The organism is Chryseobacterium sp. FG46 (assembly GCF_057809135.1).
In genome coordinates this window covers 15,011-32,092 of the sequence record NZ_JBMDJJ010000014.1, presented here as the reverse complement: position 1 = coordinate 32,092, position 17,082 = coordinate 15,011, and the positions used below count along the sequence as shown (strand labels likewise).

Sequence of the window (17,082 nt, the reverse complement as noted above, 5' to 3'; positions counted from 1 at the left end):
TTTTGGCGTATCAATACAACTCAATTTTTACAACAGGTACAGAATTTGCAATGAAGTGATGAAATTTTACATTCACAAAATCAATCGGTTATGAAATTTTTATTCTTTTTTATAAAAAAGTATGCAAGATTTTCAAAAAACAGGATTTATATAGATGAGTACTCGAAAATAATTAATGTTTAACGAAAATGTAATGCAATGAAAAAATTGACAGTACCCCGATTTTTTATGACAGTTTTAATGGTTTTGGCAGGATTGACCCTATTCTCATGTAATGATAACGATGGACCGGACATTCCGCCTGTAAAAATGGAAGAATTGCCAGGTAACTATAAAGGAAAACTGATTATTGTACAGGGAAATACCAAAAGAGAAGGAATAAAAGAATTCAAAGTAAAGAAAGATACGATCTCTTTTGCAGAATTTCCAATAGGTGAAATTGTAAAAACAGTCGTAAAGGATCCTGCAAAAGCAGAAAATGCCATGAAATCCATGGGAAAGGTGAACTATGATATTAAATATGCAGCAGTGATCAATACCGCAAATAATGTGATAGAGCTTACTCTTACCCCAAAAACAATGGAGCTTCAGATTCCGGTAGACGGAGTGAATAAAAAGACAGTTGTGGAATTCGTTTCTAAGCAAAAAGGATATTATGTAGGGATGGATAGAACGCTTAGATATGCGCTCACAGCAGACAAAATTACAGTAGACGGAACAGTGGTTACTCCTTATGAAGTGATCGATTATAATTTTCCGTTCTGTATAAAAAATTAATGAATATATAATATCATCAATGGATTGCGCTTTATTAAAAAGATGCAATCTGTTTTTGCTTGACGGTTTTATAACATCCCGGTGGATACGGAGGCAGTTGCATCATATGGAAGAAAGTAAAGAACAGATTTTGGTAAAGCACCTTCTGAAAAAGGAAGAGGCTGCCTGGAAAGAGCTTTTTGGGGCTTATTCCGGAAATCTGTCTTATGTGTGTTCCCGTTATCTGGCAGAAAAAGAAGATGTTCATGATGTGCTTCAAAACAGTTTTATCAAAATGTTCCGTTCGATAGAATCTTTTGAGTACAGAGGTAATGGTTCCTTAAAAGCCTGGATGACCCGTATCACAGTCAATGAATCCCTGAAGCATATTAAACAGAAAGGAGACTTTAAATCTGCTGTAGAAGTAGATGACCTTCCGGATATTCCTAATGAAGAAGAACCGGATTTTGAAGAAATCCCCCGTGATGATATTATGATGATGATCAGAGCTCTTCCTGATGGCTACAGAACTGTTTTTAACCTGTTCGTATTTGAGAAAAAAAGCCATAAAGAAATTGCCGGGCTGCTCGGAATTGCAGAAAATTCTTCTGCATCACAGTTTCACAGAGCGAAAGGGCTGCTTGCCCAGAAAATAAAAGAATTTAAAATGTCAAAAAAAGCACAATATGAATAACGAATGGCTAAATAATCTGCGATGCAGAATGGATGACCATGAAGAGGACGTTCCGGAAGGATTGTGGGATGACATTAAAGATGAATTATTTTCCGGAGAAGAAAATAACAGCATTCCCGGATTTATTCCTGAAGTTCCCGAAGGTGGAACAAAGAAAGAAAAGGGAACAAATGTGGGAAACAGATCCATATTTTATCGCGTTGGAGGGATTGCAGCAGCCATTGCATTATTGTTTTTGCTGATTAAAATACTGCCCCGGAATGATACTGGAAAAACTCTGTCTCAGAAACCGGCAGATGTGAAAGGAGAAAAGGAAAAAAAATATTTAAAAACTACAGAAACTGAGAATATTTCAGGTAGTGAAGTCAAATCAAAAATAGATGCTTTTTTGGCTGAAAATAGATTGAACACCACTGATCCGGAGAAAATGTTGACACAAAGATATGCTGGTAATAGAGCAGAAAATCATGCTGGAAGCAATCAGAAAACCCAGGATGTCTTCAAGTTTCCGACAGTAACGGAGTCTTTTCAGCAGGAAAGTAAGATCGCTCAGAAAACATCTCCTGTTGATGATACAGTGAAAGAACCGGTTGTAGAAAACAAAAATGATGAGGTGCTTTTTAAGCAGGAGAAAATAAAAGAAGTATACGCCGAACATACAGCGCATCATACCCAAAAATCCAGAGACAAAAAATCATGGATGCTGGGTATGCTTACAGGAAATATGGCTTCCAATTCTGCAGAACAGCAGTTTCCGGGATATGCTTCAATTACTGGAAAAGCAATGAATGTTGAACAGGTATGGACTACTTCCGAATATCATGATGATCCTCTGACAGCCATATTACTGGCCAATCAAAGTCAGCAGGTAGAAGCGAGAATCAGGCATAAAGTACCGGTAACGTTCGGGCTTTCCGTTTACTATAATTTGGGGAAAAGATGGGGAATAGGAACAGGACTGAATTATACCAAGCTTTCTTCTGAACTGCATTCCGGAAGTGATAATAATTATATAAAAGGAGATCAGACAGTTCATTATATAGGAATTCCTGTTCAGGTTAATTATAACGTCATTCAAAAAGGTAAATTTACAGGATATATTACAGCTGGAGCGCTGGTAGAAAAACCAATAGCAGGTAATATTACAACAACGTATGTTGTGAATGATGAGATAAAAGAATCCTCAAAGGAACGTCTGGATCCTAAACCTCTGCAGTTTTCTGTTAATACGGCGGTAGGCCTTCAGCTGAAACTTATTGATAAGGTTGGAATTTATGCAGAACCTGGAATAGGATATCACTTTAAAGAAGAAAATGCTCCTAATACCATTTACAAAGAAAAACCTCTTCAATTTAATATGAAATTCGGAATACGAGTACTGCTGGATTAGGGCAGACTATTTTTATAACACCAAACTTAATAATCTATATATGAAAACAAAACTAATTTTTTTAGTGGTTTTACTATTCGGTATTTTGAATGTAAAAGCACAATGTACTCCTACAATTACCAGTGCGAGACTTGGGCAAAAATATCCGGGTACGATTTTATTCTGTAATACGGAAGATGAAATTCTTTCCACTACACAGACTTATGCAACTTATCAGTGGTACAAACAGGAATGGACCTGGCAGACACCCAATAACAACCCATGGGTCGCCATTCCGGGAGCTACTTCACAACAATTAACCATTAGTGGTAATGACCAGTTGAATTATTTTAAAGTAGTCGTTTCTGAAGGTGACTGTACAGCAGAAAGTCCTACAGCGTTTGCAGATGGCTTTGTATATGGCCTGCCGGCGATGATGAGCACTTATACACCGGGTACGTATCAGGAAAATGGAGGAACAGTGAATGTCTGCAACGGAGCTTCTGTACAGTTTGATAATATTTTTCCTGTTGTATATGGTAAACATACCTGGTTCAGATGTGTGCCAGGCAGTAATCCGCCGACTATGGGAGATCCTTGTATTATCCCGGGAGTAGTAGGAGATACCTATGTTGCAACAAGCTCAGGGAAATACGGATTTTATGCCTGTACGGAGTATTGTCCGGATCAGTGTGAGATGTTAGATCCGTTTGCATTTGTAGAACTGAATTTCGGGGATTGGGAATTCTGCAGCAATCTGGGAACAGGAGAGACAAAATTGAAAGATAATAATCTGAAAATCTATCCTAATCCTACGGCGCAGCATCTTTATATTGGGAAAGAATCCGATAAAATCTATAAGGAAGTTATCATCATCGATATGTCCGGAAAACTTGTTCTGAAGAAAAATGATCACAGATATAATCAGCCAATTGATGTAAGCAATCTGGTACCGGGGAATTATATCATTGTTTCTAAGAGCACAGATGGAACAGAATATAAAAACAGATTCATAAAAAAATAAGAGGATTATAAAATCTGAAGAGGTTAAAAATTGATTGTGGGAAGGAAGTATGGATGTCTTAGGAGGGATGTTCCTTGTATTGAAGAAGAACTGAAGTGATTTATTTTAATACTTTACGCTCATAGATAATTTCTCCTTGTTAATCTAATGACGGTCATAATTACCCCCAAAAAGGAATTTCCTCTTTCCGGCATCCGGCTTCCTGACTTACACTTGGTTTTTCAGTAATTCAGATGGCATAATCTTTTTCGTTAGTTTTTAATAATGGTTGAGTCGGTACAAAGTAATTTGTACCGGTTTTTTTATTCTGAAAATTTTTGAAATTCTTTTTTAATATTTCTGTCTGGCTAGAATTTCATTAACATAAACATCAGAATTTCAAAATAGTATATTCATTACTTTTGCTCCAAAAACACACCATGCTGATCAAAATTTATGGAAGTGCCATTCATGGAGTGGCTGCACAGACCATTACTATTGAAGTGAATGTAGATACCGGAGGAGTAGGATATCACCTCGTAGGTCTTCCTGATAATGCTATTAAAGAAAGCAGCTACAGAATTTCTGCAGCCCTGAAGAATGTAGGATTTAAAATTCCCGGAAAGAAAATTACTATTAATATGGCTCCCGCAGATCTTAGAAAAGAAGGTTCTGCCTATGACCTTAGTATTGCAATCGGGATCTTGGCTGCTTCAGATCAGATTCTGGCAGAAGAAATTGAGAGCTATATTATTATGGGAGAACTTTCTCTGGATGGAAGCCTACAGCCGATTAAAGGTGTTTTGCCCATCGCAATTCAGGCAAGAGAAGAAGGCTTTAAAGGAATTATTCTTCCAAAACAAAATGCCAGAGAAGCAGCTATTGTAAACGATCTTGGAGTATATGGAATAGAAAATATCAGAGAAGTTATTGATTTTTTTAACGAGGGAAAAACGCTTGAAAAAATGACGCTGGATACCAGAAAAGAATTTCATGAAAAGATCAACGATTTTCCTTTTGATTTCTCCGAAGTTAAAGGTCAGGAAACAGCCAAAAGAGCGATGGAAGTGGCAGCAGCAGGCGGACATAATATTATTTTGATCGGGCCGCCCGGAAGCGGAAAAACAATGCTGGCCAAAAGAGTTCCCAGTATTTTACCTCCTTTGACATTGAAAGAAGCTTTGGAAACAACCAAAATTCATTCCGTAGCCGGGAAAATAGGAACTGAAACATCATTAATGACGGTTCGTCCCTTCAGGTCTCCACATCATACTATTTCCGATGTTGCTCTCGTAGGAGGAGGAAGTTACCCGCAACCTGGAGAAATCTCTCTTGCTCATAACGGAGTTTTGTTTCTGGACGAAATGCCGGAATTTAAAAGAACAGTACTCGAAGTAATGAGACAGCCTTTGGAAGATCGTGAAGTAACGATTTCAAGAGCCCGGTTTACGGTCAACTATCCGGCAAGTTTTATGTTGGTTGCTTCTATGAACCCAAGCCCAAGCGGTTTTTTCCCCGATGATCCTAATAATACATCATCTGTTTACGAAATGCAACGGTACATGAATAAACTTTCAGGGCCGCTTTTAGATAGAATAGACATCCATATCGAAGTTCAGAAAGTAGAATTTGAACAGCTTTCCGAAAAAAGAAAAGGAGAAAAAAGTAAAGAAATCAGAGACCGCGTTCTCAAAGCAAGAGATATTCAGAATAAAAGATATGAGAATCTCAATATCAGCAGTAATGCCCAAATAGGGCCTAAAGAAATTGAGGCATATTGTGAACTGGATGAAACTTCTTTCAGTCTCATCAAATTAGCTATGGAGAAACTTAATCTTTCGGCAAGAGCTTATGACAGAATCCTTAAAGTTGCCAGAACAATAGCAGATCTTGAAGGATCTGAGAATATCCTGTCTCATCATATTTCCGAAGCCATACAGTACAGAAGTTTAGACCGTGAGTTTTGGAATGGCTGATTTTGTTGTTATTTAGTTGATTTTAAAATAAATATAACGCTGTCTTTCATAAGTTTAACTAGGATAAACGGAGCAACCATGTAACGTGTAATTTAAATTATTATGTTAAGCTTGATTGCCGGATTACTTAAAATATTAAATTATAAAAATCAAATTTTTAAAAACAGAATAAAAATATATCCAAGTGCCGAAAAGTATATTTTATGGTTCTTCCTTCCTTTCGAATGTCATGAATAGAATAGTATTGAATAATTGAAAAAGGTCAAACACTATTGTCTGACCTTTTCTTTATCTGAAGATTAATTAACAGTTACTTTAATCACATTCTGTACAGCAGGAACAGGATATTGGGTTCCCACTTTTGAAATAATCATATTTTCACTTTGTGGAGTTCCCCCAAACAAAGCCTGATGATTTCCAGCGCCCGGATATTGATCAATACCCGTTCCGGAATCAAATAATGAAGTTTTCAAACTAAGATCTCCCTTGGTATTGGCATCAATATTTTGTTCATTGGCATAGAACCAGTCATTGGAAAAACCAAACATTGTTGCGTAGGCAATTTTATCGCCTGGCTCAGCATTAAAATTTGTTGTAACCTTACTTCCCGGAGCTACAGGAGCATTTCCGGCAATATATACCCCTTTTACATTAGGTAAAGATTTTAAACTGTTTTGAAGCTTGGCTGCATTTCCAAACTGTGCAATATCTTTCAGACCCATACCATTGTCTAATTTACCCAATTCATAAATTGGATTTTTATCACCATGGTAAACAACTACCATGGCAGGAGAAAGACCCGTCATAATTCCTGTATTGGCATTTAGTTTTGTCATCATTTTACTGATATTTCCCATTTGAGCAATATCTGTGATTTCTGGATTTGATAAAGCATTCGGAGTAAAGAACGGAGCATTGTTTAGGAGCTGAGATCCATTATAATTGGAAACTGCCCATACACCGGGAGAAAAAGGAGTTTCATTGGCAGTTCCACCAGAGGTATTGGTAATAGTGAGGGTAAACTCTGATTTTACATCATTGTAAGCGAGGTTGAGTTTCATAAGCTGAGATGCATTGACACCAGGAACCTGCATGATTGGTTTGCTTTCTACCTGTCCTGTTGTATCATCTTTTGTACCGTTATCCCATAATCGGACACTTGAAGAAACATCACCGGTAATAGCATTTCCATTGTTGTCAAACAATTTGATGCCTGGCTGCTGGGAGGCAAAAAACCAATCTTTTGAAGCTCCGTACATCGTTGCGAACATTAAAGCCTGTGCTTTTCCCGCACTGAATTTTACAGAAACAGATTGTCCGGGTAAAATAATTGGAGGAGTTCCCGTTCCCTGAAAACTTCCGCTTTGCACGAAATCTTTGGGAGTCACCACATTTTCAAATGTGATGCTTTTTTGAAAAGAGTTATTCATCATCATGTCGTCATTCGAATCACGGCATGAAGAAAGAGTAAATGCGGCTACAGTTGCTGCTGCTAAAAATGATGTTCTGAAAATAAACTTGTTCATAAAAGTAAATTTTTTATAGTTATAAATTGATATCTGTAACTATAGTCGGCTACTTTTTGAGATCCTGACAAAAAATATTTTCTTAATTCAATTTTTTTTGTTGTACAGCTTTTAAGAGTGAAGAATAAGGGTGATTTATTTCCTCTTTTTCCCATCCAGAACCATCTGGATCATTTTTATTTTTTCTGTTTTCCATAGTTTCAGTTTCTTAGTTACTTCTATCCAACGGATGTACTCCTTTCTGCGGGTGTAGCTCATTGCATCAAATAAAGGTTTTTACATATTAAAAATAAAAAAACTGCGAAAGCAAATTTCATGGTTTCAAAACAGATCAGATTTTTTCAGAGGTATTTCCACTTCATTTAATGCTAAAATCGAATTAGTTTATCAAAAAATAGCATTTTTCGGTATTACAAGTTGGATTAATTTTGCCTCTATAATTTTTACCAGTCAGTAATATGGAAGTAAAGTATGTAATTAAATCTTTTCAAGAATTGAATTCTATGGAGCTATATCAAATATTGAAACTTAGAAATCAGGTCTTCATCGTTGAACAGAATTGTGTATATCAGGATATTGATAATAAAGATTTGGAGAGTTATCATCTCATGTGCATAGTTAATGGTGATATTGCGGGGTATACCAGACTTATTCCTCCGGGAGTCTCTTATGATGATGCTTCCATTGGGAGAGTTGTTATTGGGTTGTCATACAGGAGTTTAGGGCTGGGGAGAGCGTTGGTGGAAGAATCAATTGATGGCTGCGGAAAGTTTTTTACTAAATCCCCAATTCGTATCAGTGCACAAAGTTATCTGTGTGAATTTTATACATCATTAGGTTTTAAAAAAGAAGGAGATCTATATGAAGAAGATGGAATACTTCATATTGAGATGGTACATCCTTAATTAAGGATTAGATCAGATGGAGTATATTTTTGAGAATCGGATTAGGATCATCGTTTCGCCAGTTGATATAAAGTGCGGTGACAAAAGGGAGTGGAATAAATCGTATTCCCACATATTGATGTAAGCTGTAGGAGTAGGGTAAAATCGAAATGCCCAAACCATTTTTTATAAGAGAAATCACTGTTGAGCCAAACTCGCATTGTATGGAAGAGTCAGGTTGCATATTATAAGACGTAATAATTTCTTTAACAATGTCATTATAACTGCTATTATGATCTTGTGTTGTAAGAATCAATTTTTCTTTTTTCAGAGATTGTTCTGTTATATCCTCTAAAGATTTGAAAACATGATGTTCAGGAACTACAAATGAAAGGTTTTCATGATTAAGTTTCTTGTGGTTAATAGTAGGAGATGAGGTTAAATCCCGTGTAAACACAATATCAACCTTATAGTTTTTAAGGTATTCCTCTTCATTCTCTGTGGTCAACTGAAGTAATTCAACTTTAAGTTTAGGATAAAGATGAACTATTTTTTTGATGAATTCAGGAAGTACAGAAGAGGAGATGGAATCAGGGTAAGCTAATCTTATGGCACCACTTTCACCCAGATGAATCTGCTTAGCAAGCTGGTGTAAAGAATTTAAATGATTTAATTCTATTTCCCATTTTTCCTGTAAAAATTTTCCTGCAGGTGTTAATTTGACATTCCGCTTATCCCTGTAGAAAAGTTGTAATCCGAGCTCATTTTCCAAAGACTGGATTTGACGGCTCAGTGCAGACTGCGTGATGTGCATTTTTGAAGCTGTATTCCAAAAATGCAATTCTTTTGATAAGGCTAAGAAATATTTAAACTGATGTAAATCCATAAATCAAACAAATTTAGTGATTTAAATGAATGAATCAACTAATTACATTTTATTAAAATTCTAATGTTATGAGCAAAAAAAATACTTTTATACTTCTGCTGATTCTGGGCGTTGCGTTCTGGGGAATCTCATTTCCGGTTACTAAATTGTCAATTGGTAGTTTTTCCCAATCAACGTTTCTGTTTTATCGTTTTGCTGTAGCCGCTCTTGCTATAACATTAATATTCTTTAAAAACTTAAGAAGTATAAGTCTTTCATCTGTTAAAGCTGGGGTTACCTTAGCTCTTCCTCTGGCATTTGGTATTCATTTTCAAACATTGGGGCTGGTAAAACATACCTCTGCCTCAGAGTGTTCATTTATAGCGGGAATGAGCGTTGTCCTTGTTCCACTCTTGAAACTTGTATTGTACAAAACAAAAATAGATTTAAAAACTTGGCTGGCTGGGTTTGTAGCATTATCAGGACTGTTTGTAATTTCAATAACAAAAGAAATTACATTTAGTACAGCTAACATCTATGTTTTAACCGGTACGCTGGGATTTGCTTTTTATTTAATTAAAGTGGAATATTTGGCCAGGGAAAGAAATATTGTTTCTTCACTTATTCCTATGTTTTGGACGGTTGCCTTTATAATGCTTGTCATTTCACTATTTGATAGTACAGCAAACTGGTTTCCTGTAAAAAATGAATTTTGGCTGGGTATCATTTATTGTGGTCTTTTTTCCACTGCCTACGTGTATTCTGTTTCCAATATCTCACAAAAATATATCAGTGCAGAGAAGGTAGCTTTAATCTATTTATTTGAACCCGTTTTTGCAGCCATAGCATCATTTTTTATTATGAATGAAAGCTTTTCCTTGCGATTGGTTGTAGGCGGCAGTCTTATTTTAGCAGCTACTGTACTATCGGAAATAAAATTCAAAAAAATCGATTTAGAATATCCTGAATAATTCTTTTAATCCGCTTTCTCACATTAATATATCAATCATATAAAAAATTTTAAAATGAATTCAAAATCATACACCCTTCCACCTGGTCTTTCAAATGTTGAACCAGGCCATATAGCAAGCATTGTGACTTGTCTGGAAATGACAAAAAGGCCAGTCCTTTCCGATCTTTTAATGCCGGAAGGTATCTCTCTTGACTTATTAAAGGATCCTGATCTCAGAGCATACAGGGAGTTATTCCGTAAAATAGGCGCTGATTGGCTGTGGTTTTCCCGCCTTATTATATCTGATGAAGAGTTATATGATATTCTTACAAGGGAGAGCACAAAAATTTTTGTAGTAAAGCAAAACGGAGTTGAAATAGGATTGCTTGAACTTGATTTTAGTGAGAAGCATACCTGTGAGCTTGTATTCCTGGGTCTTGATTCAAGTGTAACGGGTAACGGGTTGGGGCGTATTTTGATGAATAAGGCCCTTCAAATTGCATGGTCTTCCGGAATTGAACGGATGTGGCTGCATACCTGCAGTTTTGATCATCCTGATGCACTGAAATTCTATTTAAGGAATGGATTTAAACCCTATGCTGTAAAAGTTGAAGTCCATCCTGACCCACGCTTATCAGGGCATTTGTCAGCCGATTCTGCAGCTCATGTTCCAATTGTCAGGAACTATTTATAGGTATGACCTGATAACTTTTTGTTCTTGGAAAGTGAAAGAAAGTAAAATTTTGCTTGAAAAATATAATTTGGCAGATCATGTAAATGATGACATTGCTATATTTCTTCGTTTTGCCGTAATGGCTGTAAGCTGAATAGCTTCAGGAATCATGAAATATTTTTAAGTGTCAAAAATAAAAAAACCGTGAAATTTACTTTCACGGTTTCAAAATATATCAGTTAAGGTTATTTTTTAACTTTCTTAGGTGTTGTTGTAGTACCTGAGTTTTTAGTTTTTGTGTCAGCCGGAGTGTTTTCACCTCTTACAAGCTTCAATTCATCCACTAATCTTCTGGCACCAGCAAACTTATCGATTGTCCAAAGAACGAAACGAACGTCTACGTTGATCGTTTTCTGCCATTCAGGCTCGAATACGATATCACCGCTTAATGCTTCGCTGTTTCCGTCGAAAGCGATACCAATAAGGTTTCCGTCTCCATCAATTACCGGAGAACCAGAGTTACCACCTGTAATATCGTTGTTAGAAAGGAAATTTACAGGCATATAACCTGCAGCATCAGCATACTGACCGAAATCTTTAAGGTTGTAAAGATCAATCACTCTTTGAGGAAGATCAAATTCTTCATCCCCTTTCTTGTATTTTCCAACAAGACCAGTCATATCTGTATAATAATTATCAGTAATTCCGAAATAGTTTCTGTCATTTCTGATAGGTAATTTATCTACAGTACCGTAAGTTAATCTCATTGTAGAGTTAGCATCCGGGTAGAATTTCTTCTCAGGCATTGCCTTCATTAAACCAGCTAAGAACAGACGGTTGTTTTTGGCGAAATTGTCATCTATTTTTACAAATCTGTCTGTGCTTATCTTTTGATCAGCAACAATTCCGTTAGCTGCTTTCCAAAGTGGGTCAGCATCAAGTTTCAATGCATCAGGGTTTAATAAGAAGTTCGTTGCGGAAGTTTTATTAGCGAAGATTGAAGAATACGCCAAATTAGAAACCGTTTTAGCATCCAATCCTAAAATAGTAGCAGAAGCAACGTCCGGGTTTTTAACTCTTGCCTGATAAAGGCTGGTCATAGCGGCAAGCATTTCTCCTTCCAAAGCTGGATTGAAGTTTTCATAAGCAGCTTTAATGGCAGCTTCTGTTTTAGCTTTCATCGCTAATCTTCCCTGCATATCCTGAGCAGCATATGCTTTAAGAGCAGATCCTACCTGAGCAGCAAGGGTAATATATTTTGCATTTCTTGTAAATTGAGTAGCATAGTTTCTTTCAACATTTCTATCAGAAACCTGTTTATAGTATATACCAATATCTTCTAAAACGCCATTGTATTGATCGTTTCCTGGCATTGCAGCCCATTTATTGTAAGTTTCCTCAATCTTCTGTTTGTCAGAAATAGTTCCGTTTTTCTCTACCGCATCGATAGTTCCTTGTCTGTTTTTCCAGTAGTTAGCTACAGAAGCATATTGAGAAGCATAGTTAAGCTGAGTTGCCTTATCCTTGTCCATGTACTTTTTCATAACATCCATAGCCAGCTTAGAAGCTTCCACCCATGCCGGGTAATCTTTAGTTACCATCTGCTGAATTCCGTAAGAAGTCAGATAACGGTTTGTTCTTCCAGGATAACCTAAGATCATTGAGAAGTCACCAGGTTTAATTCCTTTAAGAGAAACCGGAAGGAAATGCTTAGGCTTCAAAGGAGTATTGCTTGGAGAATATTCAGCAGGGTTTCCTGCAGCATCAGCATATACTCTGAAAACGGTGAAGTCTGCAGTGTGTCTTGGCCATTCCCAGTTGTCTGTATCTCCTCCGAATTTTCCTAATGATGAAGGCGGAGCACCTACCAATCTGATATCTTTATAATCCTGGTATACAAAATAGTAGAATTCATTTCCGTTGAAGAAATCTTTTACGACTACCGTATATTTCCCGTTTTCAGAGTTTTCTGTCTGGATAGCCTTAGTTTCAGCATCGATAACAGCTTTTCTCTCTGCTCCGGTCATATTGTTGTTTAGTTTAGAATTGATTCTTTGCGTAGCATCATCCATTCTCACTAAAAATCTTACATAAAGATCCTTTGCATTGAATTCGTCTTTCTGTTTCATTGCCCAGAAACCGTTCTTCAAATAATCTTTTTCCGGTGTAGAAGCCGCAGCAACAGCACCGTAACCACAGTGGTGGTTGGTAAATATAAGTCCTTTATCCGAAACAATTTCACCTGTACAGAAACCACCGAAACTTACGATAGCATCTTTTAAGCTTGAATTGTTTACTGAATAAATTTCTTCAGGCGTAAGATGTAGACCCTCTTTTTGCATATCAACACCGTTAAGTCTTTTGATGAGCATTAGCAGCCACATCCCCTCATCCGCCCTCATCTGAGCAAAGCCCAGCAAGAAAGTGAATAGTAGAAATAGTCTTTTCATTTTATAAAATAATTTTTGTGTCGCTAATTTACTAATTTTTACGAGATTCTGTCCCGGATTGGTATGAAAATGGGATGATAATCCGCATGAAAAAGATACTATTACCACTTTTTGCCGTTTTACTTTTAGGACTCGTTTTAAATTGTTCCTCAGTGCCCACCAGGGATCCCTTTCTTCAAAGGCAATGGATGCTCATTTCTTTTGATGGCTTTTCAAAAGATCAATTAACAGCCAATAATGCTGAAATGAATCTGACTGCCAATAGGGTAAGGGGTAAAATTCAGGCACGTGTTTATATGGGATGTAACAGGATGTCTTTTGTTTCGGAATTTAAAAAAGGTGGAAAAGTTAGCATTTCAAAAGGAGTAAGCACAATGAAAGCCTGTCAGGATATGAATCTTGAAACTTCTTTTAAGAAAAAAGTAGAGACCATGACTAATTATTCTATTGAGGGACATTTTCTTACCTTATCAGACGATCAAGGAAATTCAATGAAATTTGTAGCCGCTGATTGGGATTAAAAATTTTCTCTTATCATACAAAAGTCCGCCTTATAGCGGACTTCTTTGTTTGAAAAATCTAGTTTGGTTATCAGCTTTTTAAGGTTACCAGTTTTTGAGAGTCATTAGTTTTTGGGAATGGTTTTTTTATTTCTTCCAGGGTTGCTGTGTTGGGCAGCCTGGTAACATTCATTTTGTGTTCCTAGAATTTATAGTATTATGATATGCCTGTCTGTTGGGAATTGTTTTTTTATGTCTGCTGTATTAGTGAGATGTTTTTCTGAATTGTCTGCCGCTGCTTTTGCTTTCTCTCTGTATCCGCTTCCTTCTGCATTGGCAGTAACGACATTTCCTGTTCCTTTTTCCTGATAGGTTGTCTGACCTGCACTGTACGAAACAAAACCATTCGCTCCTGATGCATCCGGTCCGGCTTCCAAAATTGCAGATTGTGCGTGCAGTATGGGGATGAAAAAGACAGACAGAATGATACAATAAATAGATGTTCTTTCCATGGATAACAGTTTTGGGGATTAATAGATGTGTTTTCCTTGGGAATCTGGGAAGACTAAGTTACCAACTATCTTGATTGAATGACAGGATTATAGACCAACGGCAGAAATAATCGACCAATGGCATCTTATAAATTGCGAATATATTTTTTAAGGATTGAAAAAAGAAAGATTATCCTTATAGGTTCGGCCAATAGGAAGCTTGATGCGATGTGCCAGCTCTATTTCGTGACAGCTTTTTCCGCGGATAAGATGGCGTGGAACAGCATAGCTTCTGTGTATTCTGACAAAAGAATCAAAAAAATTTTTTTGCAGAAGATTTCCCAGGGAATTTAAAATACAGTAATTTTTTTCAAGAGTGATAATCCTGGTGTAATCTTTCAGAGCTTCCAGGTAAAGAATATCTTTCATTTTAATCTGAAAAACATGACCTCCTTCTTTTATTTTGATGCAGTTTTCCCCCAGAATAGCGTCATAGCATTCACATTTTTCTTTTACTTCAAGAAAAGCAAAAAGCTTTTCCATAGAATAATGAAAGCGTTCTGCAGTAAGAGGTTTGGTAATAAAATCTAAAGTATTAGTCTCAAAGGCTTCGGCCGCCAGCTCCGGATGTGAGCTTACGAAAATGCAGGCAGGTATTTTATGAGCCAGTTTACGGAATTCAAGGCCGCTCATACCTCTTAAATTGGTTTCAGTAATGAGGAGATCAATAGGAATATCAAGATAGGGAACTGCCTTTTCTACAGCATCGAAAGTAGCGACAATTTCAATGTTTTGATATTGCCTGATATAATGCTGAAGAACCAGCCTGTCCAGTTCATCATCATCAATAATCATACATCTGATAGGGATAATCATGATATTCCGGAAATTAGTTTTTGATTTAAATAATTAAAAATCAGAAATTTATTATATAAAGTTATTGATTTTTTTTTGAATATAATTCACTGGCAAACTTAAATTTATATTAAAATATATTATTAAATAAAAATTGATTTTGTTTTTTTTCCGAAAAATATTAACTTGTAAAAATCATAAACATAGACAGAACTTAATGTTAGAAAAGAAAGAACATAACTATGAGAAAGCGGTCCTGGTGGGTGTTATCACGCAGAATCAGGATGAAGAAAAGCTGACGGAGTATTTAGATGAACTGGAGTTTTTAGCTTTCACAGCAGGAGCAACCGTACAAAAGCGTTTTACCCAAAAACTAACTCAGCCTGATTCCAAAACCTTTATCGGTAGCGGGAAAGCTATTGAGATAAAAGAATATGTAAAAGAAAACGAGATCGGAACCGTAATTTTCGATGATGAACTCTCTCCTTCGCAGCTTAAAAACCTGGAAAGAGATATGGAAGTGAAAATCCTGGACCGTACCAACCTTATTCTTGATATTTTTGCCCAAAGAGCACAAACTTCATATGCAAGAACCCAGGTGGAACTGGCACAATATCAATATCTTTTGCCACGTCTGACAAGAATGTGGACCCACCTTGAACGTCAGAAAGGGGGAATTGGAATGAGAGGTCCGGGAGAAACGGAGATTGAAACTGACCGTCGTATTATCCGTGACAGAATTACATTGCTGAAAGAGAAACTGAAGACCATTGACAAGCAAATGGCTACCCAGCGTAATAACCGAGGGAAAGTTGTTCGTGCAGCTTTGGTAGGATATACCAACGTAGGGAAATCTACCCTGATGAATTCCATTTCAAAATCTGAAGTTTTTGCTGAAAATAAATTATTCGCTACACTGGATACCACAGTAAGAAAAGTGGTAATTGGAAATCTACCTTTTCTGTTGACAGACACCGTAGGATTTATCAGAAAATTACCCACTCAGCTTGTAGAATCATTCAAATCTACATTGGATGAGGTTCGCGAAGCTGATCTTTTGATCCATGTGGTGGATATTTCTCATGAAAGTTTTGAAGACCATATAGAATCTGTTAATCATATCCTGATGGAAATTAACGCTCATCAGAAGCCGATGATTATGGTTTTTAATAAAATTGATGATTTCAGCTATGAGAAAAAGGATGAAGATGATCTTACGCCTTCAACCCGTAAAAATATTTCTCTTGAGGAATGGAAAAAGACGTGGATGGCAAAATCAAAATATCCAACTGTATTCATCTCTGCCTTAACGAAAGAAAACTTCCCGGAAATGAAGAAAATGATCTATGATGAGGTTATGAAGATTCATATTTCCAGATTCCCATACAACGATTTCCTTTTCGAATATTTCGACAACGACGAGGAAGAAAGCAACAATTAATGAAGTATCACTTTTTCCTTTTATTCATCATATTTTCGGTTTTTGGGTTCAGCCAGAAATCAAAAATTGATTTAAAAGCTATTGAGAAAAGTCTCAGGACTTCCGACTCTCCGTACAATTACGAGAAACTTATTTTCAAATTTAAAGGATACCCAAAGTCTCTGGACAGTATAGAAGCTCAATATCTGTATTACGGAAGAAATTTTAGGAACGATAAAATAAGTACATCAGATGACAGCTTTAAAAGTCTTGTAGAAGCTTTTAAGCAAAATAATTTTGCAGACTGTATCAAACAGGGAAAAGCTTTGTATGGTAAAGATCCTACCAATCTGGATATTCTGTTAATTCTTCTTAGGGCTTATGATTCTGTAAAAGATGGAAATAACTTTATCCATCATCTGAACCAGTTCCGTACCCTTACTGAAGGAATAAGAAGTTCAGGAGACGGAAAATCCGAGAAAACTGCTTATGTCGTTAATTCCGTGGGAGATGAGTATATTCTTCTCAATATTCTGAATATAGGACAGGATTATACCAGGAGTTCAAAAGCTTCTAAAGATGCGATGTTTGATATATGGGAAAAGGATAGGAAGCAGATTTATATCAAAATACTGTATTTGGAACTCACCAATTAATCTTAAAATAAA

General features: G+C 36.5%; 16 protein-coding genes. 11 read left to right on the top strand and 5 right to left on the bottom strand.

Features of this window, described 5'->3' with window-relative positions:
• The first annotated feature begins 198 nt into the window (after nucleotides 1-198).
• From ACODR7_RS12110 to ACODR7_RS12090, 5 genes are all read left to right on the top strand, one after another.
• Entirely contained in the window at nucleotides 199-777 is a 579-nt protein-coding gene (locus ACODR7_RS12110; protein ID WP_488839294.1) for a DUF4840 domain-containing protein, read from the top strand.
• A 106-nt stretch (nucleotides 778-883) separates the two neighbouring features.
• Nucleotides 884-1,450 carry an RNA polymerase sigma factor gene (locus ACODR7_RS12105; RefSeq protein WP_488839292.1) on the top strand — a complete coding sequence of 189 codons (567 nt, stop codon included), beginning with the start codon at nucleotides 884-886 and terminating at the stop codon, nucleotides 1,448-1,450.
• Nucleotides 1,443-2,840 carry a porin family protein gene (locus tag ACODR7_RS12100; protein WP_488839290.1) on the top strand — a complete coding sequence of 466 codons (1,398 nt, stop codon included), beginning with the start codon at nucleotides 1,443-1,445 and terminating at the stop codon, nucleotides 2,838-2,840. The genes ACODR7_RS12105 and ACODR7_RS12100 overlap by 8 nt, the downstream gene beginning before the upstream one ends.
• 40 nt (nucleotides 2,841-2,880) lie before the next feature.
• Nucleotides 2,881-3,843, top strand: coding sequence for a T9SS type A sorting domain-containing protein (locus tag ACODR7_RS12095; RefSeq protein ID WP_488839288.1), 963 nt, complete (start codon nucleotides 2,881-2,883; stop codon nucleotides 3,841-3,843).
• 419 nt (nucleotides 3,844-4,262) lie between these two features.
• A complete protein-coding gene (locus ACODR7_RS12090; RefSeq protein WP_488839286.1) occupies nucleotides 4,263-5,798 on the top strand; it encodes a YifB family Mg chelatase-like AAA ATPase in 1,536 nt (511 codons plus the stop codon).
• 299 nt (nucleotides 5,799-6,097) lie between these two features.
• Here the strand turns inward: ACODR7_RS12090 and ACODR7_RS12085 are convergent, their stop codons facing one another.
• On the bottom strand, nucleotides 6,098-7,324 hold the full coding sequence (locus ACODR7_RS12085) for a spondin domain-containing protein (RefSeq protein ID WP_488839284.1): 1,227 nt from the start codon (nucleotides 7,322-7,324) through the stop codon (nucleotides 6,098-6,100).
• A 458-nt stretch (nucleotides 7,325-7,782) separates the two neighbouring features.
• On the opposite strand from ACODR7_RS12085, the gene ACODR7_RS12080 reads away from it, so the two are divergent.
• Nucleotides 7,783-8,229 (top strand): GNAT family N-acetyltransferase, encoded by a 447-nt coding sequence (locus ACODR7_RS12080; protein ID WP_488839282.1) that lies wholly within the window; start codon nucleotides 7,783-7,785, stop codon nucleotides 8,227-8,229.
• 7 nt (nucleotides 8,230-8,236) lie between these two features.
• Here the strand turns inward: ACODR7_RS12080 and ACODR7_RS12075 are convergent, their stop codons facing one another.
• Entirely contained in the window at nucleotides 8,237-9,094 is an 858-nt protein-coding gene (locus tag ACODR7_RS12075; RefSeq protein WP_488839280.1) for a LysR family transcriptional regulator, read from the bottom strand.
• A 68-nt stretch (nucleotides 9,095-9,162) separates the two neighbouring features.
• On the opposite strand from ACODR7_RS12075, the gene ACODR7_RS12070 reads away from it, so the two are divergent.
• Together ACODR7_RS12070 and ACODR7_RS12065 are read left to right on the top strand one after the other, a co-directional pair.
• A complete protein-coding gene (locus ACODR7_RS12070; RefSeq protein WP_488839278.1) occupies nucleotides 9,163-10,044 on the top strand; it encodes a DMT family transporter in 882 nt (293 codons plus the stop codon).
• Between the two features lie 54 nt (nucleotides 10,045-10,098).
• Nucleotides 10,099-10,719 (top strand): GNAT family N-acetyltransferase, encoded by a 621-nt coding sequence (locus tag ACODR7_RS12065; protein ID WP_488839276.1) that lies wholly within the window; start codon nucleotides 10,099-10,101, stop codon nucleotides 10,717-10,719.
• A gap of 224 nt (nucleotides 10,720-10,943) precedes the next feature.
• Here ACODR7_RS12065 and ACODR7_RS12060 read toward each other — a convergent pair whose 3' ends face one another.
• Nucleotides 10,944-13,148 (bottom strand): S46 family peptidase, encoded by a 2,205-nt coding sequence (locus tag ACODR7_RS12060; RefSeq protein ID WP_488839274.1) that lies wholly within the window; start codon nucleotides 13,146-13,148, stop codon nucleotides 10,944-10,946.
• Nucleotides 13,149-13,234: 86 nt separating this feature from the next.
• Here ACODR7_RS12060 and ACODR7_RS12055 point away from each other — a divergent pair, with 86 nt between their 5' ends.
• Nucleotides 13,235-13,669, top strand: a complete 435-nt coding sequence (locus tag ACODR7_RS12055) for an META domain-containing protein (protein WP_488839272.1) — start codon at nucleotides 13,235-13,237, stop codon at nucleotides 13,667-13,669.
• A 188-nt stretch (nucleotides 13,670-13,857) separates the two neighbouring features.
• Here ACODR7_RS12055 and ACODR7_RS12050 read toward each other — a convergent pair whose 3' ends face one another.
• Nucleotides 13,858-14,160 (bottom strand): hypothetical protein, encoded by a 303-nt coding sequence (locus tag ACODR7_RS12050; RefSeq protein WP_488839270.1) that lies wholly within the window; start codon nucleotides 14,158-14,160, stop codon nucleotides 13,858-13,860.
• Nucleotides 14,161-14,307: 147 nt separating this feature from the next.
• Complete coding sequence (locus ACODR7_RS12045) at nucleotides 14,308-15,015, bottom strand: LytR/AlgR family response regulator transcription factor (protein ID WP_488839268.1); 708 nt, start codon at nucleotides 15,013-15,015, stop codon at nucleotides 14,308-14,310.
• 196 nt (nucleotides 15,016-15,211) lie between these two features.
• On the opposite strand from ACODR7_RS12045, the gene hflX reads away from it, so the two are divergent.
• Complete coding sequence (gene hflX, locus ACODR7_RS12040; RefSeq protein WP_110366592.1) at nucleotides 15,212-16,435, top strand: GTPase HflX; 1,224 nt, start codon at nucleotides 15,212-15,214, stop codon at nucleotides 16,433-16,435.
• Nucleotides 16,435-17,070 (top strand): DUF4919 domain-containing protein, encoded by a 636-nt coding sequence (locus ACODR7_RS12035; RefSeq protein WP_488839266.1) that lies wholly within the window; start codon nucleotides 16,435-16,437, stop codon nucleotides 17,068-17,070. Before hflX ends, ACODR7_RS12035 begins: the two co-directional genes overlap by 1 nt.
• Nucleotides 17,071-17,082 lie beyond the last annotated feature (12 nt).